The 8,789-nt window shown below is 62.8% G+C and carries 7 protein-coding genes; 4 read left to right on the top strand and 3 right to left on the bottom strand.

All coding sequences use genetic code 11. The features are described from left to right. The first annotated feature begins 38 nt into the window (after positions 1–38). Positions 39–2,801: a DNA methyltransferase gene (locus ABD919_RS21870; RefSeq protein WP_345238217.1), complete on the top strand. Its 2,763-nt coding sequence runs from the start codon at positions 39–41 to the stop codon at positions 2,799–2,801. A gap of 52 nt (positions 2,802–2,853) precedes the next feature. Further along, a complete protein-coding gene (locus ABD919_RS21865; RefSeq protein ID WP_345238216.1) occupies positions 2,854–3,369 on the top strand; it encodes a hypothetical protein in 516 nt (171 codons plus the stop codon). A gap of 216 nt (positions 3,370–3,585) precedes the next feature. On the opposite strand, the gene ABD919_RS21860 is transcribed toward ABD919_RS21865, so the two are convergent. The 3 genes from ABD919_RS21860 to ABD919_RS21850 form a co-directional block, all read right to left on the bottom strand. Next, positions 3,586–4,131 carry a GNAT family N-acetyltransferase gene (locus ABD919_RS21860; RefSeq protein WP_345238215.1) on the bottom strand — a complete coding sequence of 182 codons (546 nt, stop codon included), beginning with the start codon at positions 4,129–4,131 and terminating at the stop codon, positions 3,586–3,588. 185 nt (positions 4,132–4,316) lie between these two features. Continuing rightward, on the bottom strand, positions 4,317–5,159 hold the full coding sequence (locus ABD919_RS21855; protein ID WP_345238214.1) for an energy transducer TonB: 843 nt from the start codon (positions 5,157–5,159) through the stop codon (positions 4,317–4,319). 393 nt (positions 5,160–5,552) lie between these two features. Next, the gene (locus ABD919_RS21850; protein ID WP_345238213.1) at positions 5,553–6,107 is read right to left on the bottom strand and encodes a 2'-5' RNA ligase family protein; all 555 of its coding nucleotides are present in this window, start codon (positions 6,105–6,107) and stop codon (positions 5,553–5,555) included. A gap of 426 nt (positions 6,108–6,533) precedes the next feature. On the opposite strand from ABD919_RS21850, the gene ABD919_RS21845 reads away from it, so the two are divergent. Then, positions 6,534–7,988, top strand: a complete 1,455-nt coding sequence (locus ABD919_RS21845) for an erythromycin esterase family protein (protein WP_345238212.1) — start codon at positions 6,534–6,536, stop codon at positions 7,986–7,988. A 339-nt stretch (positions 7,989–8,327) separates the two neighbouring features. Next, a complete protein-coding gene (locus ABD919_RS21840) occupies positions 8,328–8,657 on the top strand; it encodes a hypothetical protein (protein WP_345238211.1) in 330 nt (109 codons plus the stop codon). The last annotated feature ends 132 nt before the right edge of the window (positions 8,658–8,789 follow it).

The raw sequence follows: 8,789 nt of genomic DNA, 5'->3' as shown, positions 1-8,789 counted from the left end.
TTGAGGAGCCGTGTGAAGCGAAAGTTTCAAGCACGGTTTTGAAGACCAGTCGGTGGGGCGACCTGCCGGCTGAGTTTAATGACACCGGCCTGATTCCCAAAGCCTCCTTCACCGGCATGCTGCGCCAGTACGGCACGCCCGAGCTGCTGGAGTTCTTGCCCGATGCCTTGAGCGCGCTGTGGCGCACCATGGACACGGGCGGCTACGCCTCCGACCTCAAGGCCCGCCTGCGCCGCTTCAACGGCCAGCTCTTTCACGATGCCACGGCCCTGCCCCTGAACGCCGACCAGGCGGCCCTGCTGCTGCTCGCGGCCCAGGCCGACTGGACGGAGGTAGAGCCGGCCATCTTCGGCACCCTGCTGGAGCGGGCCCTCGACCCCCGGGAGCGGCACAGCCTGGGCGCCCACTACACCCCGCGCCGCTACGTGGAGCGCCTGGTGCTGCCCACCGTGCTGGAGCCCCTGCGCCGGGAGTGGACGGCCGCCCAGGCCGCCAGCGCCCGCCGCCTCGACGAAGGCCAGCCCCAGCAGGCCCGGCAGGAGCTGCTGCGCTTCCTGCAGCGCCTCACCTCCCTGCGCATCCTGGACCCGGCCTGCGGCTCGGGCAACTTCCTGTACGTGACGCTGGAACACCTCAAGCGCCTGGAGGGCGAGGTGCTGGCCGCCATCAATGCCTTCGGCCACACGGGCCTGCTCGACCTGGGCGGGGGCACCACCGTGAGCCCACGCCAGCTGCTGGGCCTGGAGCTCAACCCGCGCGCGGCGGCCATTGCCGACGTGGTGCTGCGCATCGGCTACCTGCAGTGGCACCTGCGCACCCACGGCGACACCCAGCTGCGCGAACCCCTGCTCGATGAGTACCAGAACATCCGCCAGCAGGATGCCGCCCTGCAGCACGGCCCGCCCACGCCCCGCCTCGACGCCCAGGGCCAGCCCGTAACCCGCTGGGACGGCAGCACCAAGCCCCACCCCGCCACCGGCCAGCCCGTACCCGACGAAACCGCCCGCACCCCCGTGCTGGACTACCCCAACCCCCGGCCCGCCGAGTGGCCGGAGGCCGATTTTATCGTGGGGAATCCACCGTTTGTGGGGCCAGCCCGCATGCGCGAGGCCCTGGGCGACGGCTACACCGAAGCCCTGCGCAAAGCCTACAAGGGCAAAGTGCCTGACTCGGCCGATTTGGTGATGTACTGGTGGTACAACGCCGCCGCCGCCGTGCAGCGCGGCCCCGCCGAGCGGTTCGGCTTCATCACCACCAACAGCCTCAAGCAAACCTTCAACCGCCGCGTGATGCAACCCTTCCTGGAAGGCGACCCGGCCCCGCTCACCCTTACCTTCGCCATTCCCGACCACCCCTGGGTAGATGCCGCCGAAGGCGCCGCCGTACGTATTGCCATGACGGTAGCGGAACGCACCACCGCCGGTTCTACAGGTCAATTGCTGGTGCTGAAAACGGAAACCGCTGTGGAAGACGACGAAGCGGCTGACGTTACATTTGAGGAACAGCAGGGACAAATTCTTTCGGACTTGACTATTGGTGCTGCCTTGGATAGTGCCGATTCGTTAAAGTCAAACGAAAACCTAGCAAACAGAGGCGTCAGCTTATTTGGTGCAGGTTTTATTGTTGATTCCAATAAAGCTAGCGAACTAGGCTTAGGCAAAGTTGATGGCCTTGATAAACACATTCGCCCTTATCGAAATGGAAAGGACTTAACGGCACGTCCTCGCGGCGTAATGGTCATTGACTTTTATGGCCTAAAGTCACCCGAAGTATTGACGCGCTTTCCTAATGCCTACCAGCATTTGGTTGAAACTGTAAAGCCTGAACGCGACAATAACAACCGTCCTTCTCGGAGAGACAATTGGTGGCTTTTTGGAGAAACCAACCCAAAACTGCGGAGCATGGTCAGTGGCTTAAGTCGCTATATAGCTACAACAGAAACGTCAAAGCACCGTCTTTTCCAGTTTCTCGAAGCGGATATTTTGCCTGATAATAAGCTGGTTGCTATAGCACTTGATGACACTTATTATTTGGGTGTTTTGTCAAGCCGATTTCATACAACTTGGGCTTTTGCAGCTGGTAGCTTCTTAGGTGTTGGCAATGATTCAGTGTATGCAAAATCCCGCTGCTTCGACCCATTCCCCTTCCCCGCCGCCACGCCCGAGCAGCAGGCCCGCATCCGGGAGCTGGGCGAGCAGCTGGATGCCCACCGCAAGCGGCAGCAGGCCCAGCACCCCACGCTCACCCTCACCGACCTCTACAACGTGGTGGAGAAGCTGCGCGCCGGCCAGCCCCTCACGGCCAAAGATCAAACCGTAAACCAGCAGGGCCTGGCCTCGGTGGTGCTCAGCCTGCACCAGCAGCTCGACGCCGAAGTAGCCGCCGCCTACGGCTGGCCCCCCACCCTGCCCGAGGCCGACATCCTCGCCCGCCTGGTGGCCCTCAACCACGAGCGCGCCCGCGAAGAAGCCGGCGGCCTGGTCCGCTACCTGCGCCCGGCGTATCAGGATAAATCAATGAGCAATGAGCAGTTAACAATGAACAATAAGCTGGTTTCCCCACCCAAAACCGAGCAATTGCTCATTGCTCATTCCTCTTTGCTCATTGATTTTCCGAAGGAGCTGGCCCCGCAGATGCAGGCCCTGCGCGACGTGCTGCAGCAGGCCGCCCAGCCCCTCTCAGCTGCCCAGGTAGCCGCCCGCTTCAAGCGCCTCAAACCGGAGAAGGTGGAGCCCCTGCTCGATACCCTGGTGGCGCTGGCTCTGCTGCGCCACACGGAGGAAGGCTACGTAGCAGCGTAGCACCGGCTACTACGTTCGCCTTACCTTACCGCCTCAATTCCAGCTCCCACCTATGAAAACACTTTCCCCACTGGCCGCCCGCCACAGCCGCGCCCTGCTGGCCGGCACCCTCCTACTGTCTGCCCTGGCAGTGCCGGGCTGCAAGCAAGCCAAAGACCCTGAGCCCACCGGGCTGCTGACCGGCAAGAACTGGTACATGGTGTCCTGGAACCTCAGACAGCGTCATTACCCGAGCGGGGCCAACCCCGACACCATCCCTTTCGATTTCAGCTCCGATGCTAACCAGCATTGTGGCCGTGGCCTGGCCTACGACACCTACTTTGAGGATGGCACCATGAAGCACAACCAGGGCCTGGTACAACAATGCTTCCGCCAGCACACTAACGGGGGCTGGGAGTTGCTCAACAACAACACCATTCTACGACGAACTTTCTGGAACGACTACCCCAAGATGCTAATTATCAACGAGCTTACCCCACGGCGGCTGCGCTTTACCGATAGCCTCCACATCATACAGGGTACGTACACCCACGATTTGATATACAAGTTCCAGTATGAGGCGCGGTAGCCGGCGTGCGGCCCCGCATGAGGTGAGGAGGTGATGGGGTAATGGGGTGATGAAGTAAAATAGAACGTTATGCTGAGCGCAGCGCAGCGGAGTCGAAGCATCTTGCCCGCGGCAGTAATCCCTTTGATTGGATTTACTCTCGTGGTAGAGATGCTTCGGCAAGCTCAGCATGACGTTCTTTTTTCTTCTTCCTTCCTCACTTCCTTCCTCACCTAATCACTTCCTCACCTCATCACCAAAAATCACCTCTTTTTCCAGCACCAGTAGCTCCAGGGGCTGCCGGGGAATGCCGAAGCGGGTGTCGGTGGGGAAGGGCTCGGTGGCGCCGGTGGGCTGGTAACCCTGGCGCTGGTAGTAGGCCAGCAGCTCCTGGCGCACCGAAATAACCGTCATGCGGATGCGGGGGCAGCCCTGCTGCCGGGCGTGCTCCTCGGCCGACTGCAGCAGAAACCGGCCGATGCCCGCCCCTTGCCGGGCCGGGTCTACGGCCAGCATCGACAGGTAGAGGTGCTCGGGGCAGGCCCGCAGGTGCACGCAGCCCAGCAGCTCGCCGCCGGCGTCCTGCGCCAGCACAAACGTGGCCCGCGGCAGGTGCAGCATCTCTTCCACCCCGGCCTCGTCGATGCGCTGCCCATCGAGCAGGTGGGCCTCGGTGGTCCAGCCCAGACGGGCATCCTCGCCCCGGTAAGCGCGGTTGACAAAGCGGGCCAGGCGGGGCACGTCGGCGTCGGTGGCGGTAGTCAGGGTAAGGGCGGTGCTCATGATGCAAAAGTAGAAAACCGGCCTTTGCCCAGGGCCCGCCCACGGCCTGTATTTTATAGCTGCCCGTTGCGAGCTAACACACCGCAGTAGTGCGTCATTGGAGCGGCTTGTTAGCCTGGGTTCCTTGTCATTATTCGTAGAGAAGCCGCAAGCCTACTGGTCTGCCTCGCTCACTATGTGGCTACTTACCAACCGTCCGGGGAGCGGCCCAGCCGGGAAGCAGGGTTATCCTGAATCTTGAAGGTGATGGGCAGGGTGATGCCCACACTTACCGGGCGGCCCTGCTGGGTGCCCGGTTGCAGGCGGGGCAGCTTTTTCACGGCCACCAACACGGCTTCATCGCAGCCCCAGCCAATGCCTTTCACAATTTTCGGCTCCTTCACCTGCCCCAGGGAATCTACGGTGAAGCTTACGAACACCCGGCCCTGGACGCTGGACCTCAGCGCAGCCTCGGGGTAGATAAGCCCCCGTTGAATAGCCGCAACAAGTGTGGCGACGCCTTTGCCTTTGTTTTTCTCGCCCGGCATTCGCGGCAGCTCCTCCACATAGGCGGGTTTCTTTTCGGCCAGCTGGTCGGGCTGGCTTGGCTCGGCCAGCTGCAGGGGAGGCACCTCGGCCGGGGCCTGCAGGAGGAACACCACCGGTATTGTGACCAGTACGGCCACCGGCTGCCCGCCCTGCCGCCCAGGCAGCAGCTGGGGCAGCAGGCGCGCGGCCGCCACCACGGCCGAGTCGAGGTCGGCTCGCACGCCTTTCACAATGCGGGGATGCAGCACCTGGCCCCCGGCGGCTACCACAAAGGTCACAAACACCCGCCCTTCCACCTGGTCGCTGATGGCAGAGGGCGGATACACGGTGAGGCGCTGCAAAGCCGCCATAATGGCCGTGCCCCCCTGGCCGTTGGTCAGGGTGGGCATTTGTTCGGCTACGGTGTAAACCTGCGAGGCGGGCCCCTGCTGGGCCAGCGCGGCCGGGCCAGCCAAAGTGGCCAGCAGCAGAAGGCTGTAACGGGTAGAGTTTAGCTTCATGGCATGAAGGTATAGCAAATTGGCTGCCCCAGCGGCCCTGGCAAGCGCCGGCGGCAAACGAGCCTTACAACCAGCTGATACCTCGTATTAGCTTATCCCATTTGCGGAGCAAAACCGGCTCAGCACAAGCGGGGCGGCATGTAGATAGAAAAGAGGGGCCGCACCGCTGGGGTGCTGTTCTGGCTTACTCTACCCTACTATTTTTCTCTTTGGTTATCGCGGCCTGTTTTCGTGGCTTAACCAGAACCCCAGCGGGGTTCTCAGCACCGATTAAGACAAGCTTAAGGGTTGACCTTAAAGGCCGTCGAAAAAATCTTGGGGAAGCTTAGTTCTGGCTTTGTCGTTCTGACGGAAGACGCGAACCGAAGGTCGACGTAGCCAAGGGCATCGTCGCTACAGATGTGCGTCGGGGCTGTTCAGCGCAAACGTGGCCCGGGGCTGCCACTGCCGCCCGTCGTGCCGGAACAGGGTGATGGTTTGCACGTCAAAGCTGGCGCGGTAGTCCCGCTTGTTGAAGAGCTGGCGCAGCGCCGGCACCTGCTCGGCCGGAAGGTCGCGGGTGGCCAGGGTGAGGTGGGGCGTGAAGGGCCGGCTTTCACGGGGCACCTCGGGCAGGTGCCGGGCCAGCCAGTCGACGAGGGCGGCGTGGAAACGCTTTACCTCATCGGCCCCGCTTACGTGCACAAACAGCGTACGGCTGCCAAACCAGGCAAAGCCGTCGAGCTCCACCCGGAAGGCGGCCTGGCTGGCCATAAAATCCGTGAGCGTAGCCACGCAGCGGGCCTCAAAGGCGTCGTTCTGCTTTAGCGGCGGTATCAGGGTGATGTGGGGCGGCAGCTTCAAGGCGTTGCGGCTGCCGGTGAGCTGGTGTACTTCCTGCTTCATGGCCCAGGTTTCGGAGAACACCGGCTCGGGCGGCAGCAGGGCGAGAAGGTAAAGGGTGGTCATAAGATAAATAACTGCTATTACGTGGTATGGCGGTGATGGCGCGGGGTCGTACCCGAAGGGCTCTGCCCCGTGTCTTTTATTTGTCGGCCTCTGGCCGACGGTCGTTGAACGATTCTAACACAGGATGTTCTGGCGTTGCAGGCCAGAGGCCTGCGAATAGTAGACACGGGGCCGAGCCCTTCGGGTACGACCCCGCGCTATCACGCCCTGTGTACGGGCCACACTGTAACGCGGACTTGCAGTCCGCGCCTCAAGCTGTTACCAACGCCTGGCACCTTCCCAAACGCCCCTGCCCACGTTTTCCGACAACCCGACCATCTGCATTCCTGCCTCCTGAAAAACAGCGCAATCCTCAGCTCATCAATAACATCCTTTTTGCAAACCGGGTAAAATCCGTGCGCTGCGTACCATCGTGGCCGCTCTACCATGCCCTTCGCTCCTACCCCTTCCTTCCGCTGGGCCGCGCTGCTCATGGCTGCCCTGCTGCTGGGCTGCGACTCCGGCTCCCGCCAAAGCCAGCCGGCGCAGGCCACCACTGCCCCCGCCGCTGCCGAAACCAACCTCCCCATCGTGCCCGTGGGCGGCCCCACCAACAAGCCGCCGGTGAAGGTGCAGATTCCCAACTACCCCCTGCGCTCGGAGGCCGACCTCGACCCGCTGATGAAGGCCATCGGCAACGCCCGCGTGGTGCTGCTGGGCGAAGCCTCCCACGGCACCCACGAGTACTACACCTGGCGCGCGGCCCTGAGCAAGCGCCTGATTCGGGAGAAGGGCTTCCGGTTTATTGCTGTAGAAGGTGAGTGGGCCGACTCCTACCGCGTCAACAACTTCATTAAAGGGCCGCGGCAGGACAGCGCCGCCACCGTGCAGCTGCTGCGCCACTACAACCGCTGGCCCACCTGGATGTGGGGCAACTACGAAGTGGCCTCCCTGGTTACCTGGCTCAACCAGCACAACCAGGCCCAGGCCCCGGCCAACAAGGTGGGCTTCTTTGGCCTCGACGTGTACTGCCTCTGGGAAGCCCTCTCCGACCTCATGCCCCACCTGGAGGGCGATGCCCCGGCCCAGCAGGCGGCCCGGCGGGCCCAGCGCTGCTTCCAGCCCTACAGCCCCAGCGCCGAAGGCTATGCCGAGGCCGTGGCCCGCGCCGACGCCAGCTGCCGCGCCGAAACCCAGCGCCTGTGGCAAGCCATTCAGAAAAGCACCGGGCCCGGCGTGGCCCAGAATGAAGGTCAGTTTGTGGCCCAGCAGCACGTCCTGGTGGCCCTGAACGGCGAGCGCTACTACCGCACGGCCGTGCAGAGCTACACCGAGTCGTGGAACATCCGCGACCGCCACATGGCCGAAACCCTCAGCCGCCTGATGACCCTGCACGGCCCGGCGGCCAAAGCCATTGTGTGGGAGCACAACACCCACGTGGGCGACGCCCGCTACACCGACATGGCCCGCAGCGGCGAGGTGAACGTGGGCCAGCTGGTGCGCAAGCAGTACGGGCCGGAAAACGTGTTCATCGTGGGCTTCGGCTCCTACCAGGGCTCGGTAATTGCCGCCGACGCCTGGGGCGCTACGCCCCGGGCCATGCCCGTGCCCGAGGCCCAGCCCAACAGCTGGGAGGACCTGCTGCACCGCAGCGGGCCCGGCAACAAGCTGGTGCTGTCGCAGGACCTGCGCGGCAACAAGTTTTTCAAGCGCTCCATCGGGCACCGGGCCATTGGGGTGGTGTACAGCCCCAGCCGCGAGCGGTTCGGCAACTACGTGCCCTCCATCATTCCGCAGCGCTACGACGCCTTTCTGTTCCTGGACCAGACCCAGGCCCTGCGCCCCCTGGGCACGCCCGTGAAAGGCAACGAGCCGCCGGATTTGTATCCGTCCGGGCTATAATACAGGGGCGCTGGATAGGCCCGGGTCTGCTTAGTGGTGCTGCCACTGCTTTAAAGCCATGGCAGCACCATCTGGCCCCGCCCTGCCTTCCGAATGGCAGCCGGCTGCAGCCTATCAGCTAGAAAAGCAAGGCTGCCTGCATCTCCTCCGTAGAAACACGGGTAAGCGCGACTATTACGGGCTGAAAAATCAGGGTTTCTACGTCCAACAACAAGACAATAAGAAGAGTAAATTAGACTATCAGTCCCTCCCTCGCCCAGACCAGCCTGGTGGCCGCTCTGGCCGCCGCTTCGCCCGCGGGACGGCACTATTCTCTTCATCGTTTATCCCACTTTTGGTATGATAACATCTTTTCAAGCTTTCCTGCCCGCCGCGGGCTCCCATTCCCACATTGCTTCGCTCGACCTGGATGCGGTGGATGCCGTGCACATGGCCCGCGGGCTCAGGATGAACCCCCAGCACTCGCGCCCGCACTTCTTTATCGACTGCAGCTCCCTGAGCTGCCAGCGCAACCTGGGCGTCAGCCACGTGGTGTCGCAGCTGCTGCTGCTGCACCAGGCCGGGGCCAGCATCTGGCTGCGCAACGTGAACGCCCCGCTGCGCCACTGCCTGGAGCTATTGCAGCTCAGCCAGTTGTTTCATGTGGAGGCCGCCCTCGAGCAGGCTTAGGCTTGCTCAGCAGGCAGCCAAACAGTATTGTTCACCCCGTATGCCCCCGGCAAGTCGTAGCACTAGCCGGGGGCTTTTGTATGCCTTTGATTATTAGCCGACGACAGGCAGTAAGCGCGGGAACTCAAAAAA

It is taken from the genome of Hymenobacter saemangeumensis (genome assembly GCF_039541835.1).
In the GTDB taxonomy this organism is placed as follows: domain Bacteria; phylum Bacteroidota; class Bacteroidia; order Cytophagales; family Hymenobacteraceae; genus Hymenobacter; species Hymenobacter saemangeumensis.
The sequence above is the reverse complement of the archived record's forward strand: the minus strand, read 5'-3'. Positions and strand labels throughout refer to the sequence as shown.

What these genes read in the sequence shown, in the direction of transcription:
- ABD919_RS21865 (WP_345238216.1), top strand. Translation starts at nt 2,854, where the DNA reads ATGAAAACACTTTCCCCACTGGCCGCCCGCCACAGCCGCGCCCTGCTG.
- ABD919_RS21860 (WP_345238215.1), bottom strand. Translation starts at nt 4,131, where the DNA reads ATGAGCACCGCCCTTACCCTGACTACCGCCACCGACGCCGACGTGCCC.
- ABD919_RS21855 (WP_345238214.1), bottom strand. Translation starts at nt 5,159, where the DNA reads ATGAAGCTAAACTCTACCCGTTACAGCCTTCTGCTGCTGGCCACTTTG.
- ABD919_RS21850 (WP_345238213.1), bottom strand. Translation starts at nt 6,107, where the DNA reads ATGACCACCCTTTACCTTCTCGCCCTGCTGCCGCCCGAGCCGGTGTTC.
- ABD919_RS21845 (WP_345238212.1), top strand. Translation starts at nt 6,534, where the DNA reads ATGCCCTTCGCTCCTACCCCTTCCTTCCGCTGGGCCGCGCTGCTCATG.
- ABD919_RS21840 (WP_345238211.1), top strand. Translation starts at nt 8,328, where the DNA reads ATGATAACATCTTTTCAAGCTTTCCTGCCCGCCGCGGGCTCCCATTCC.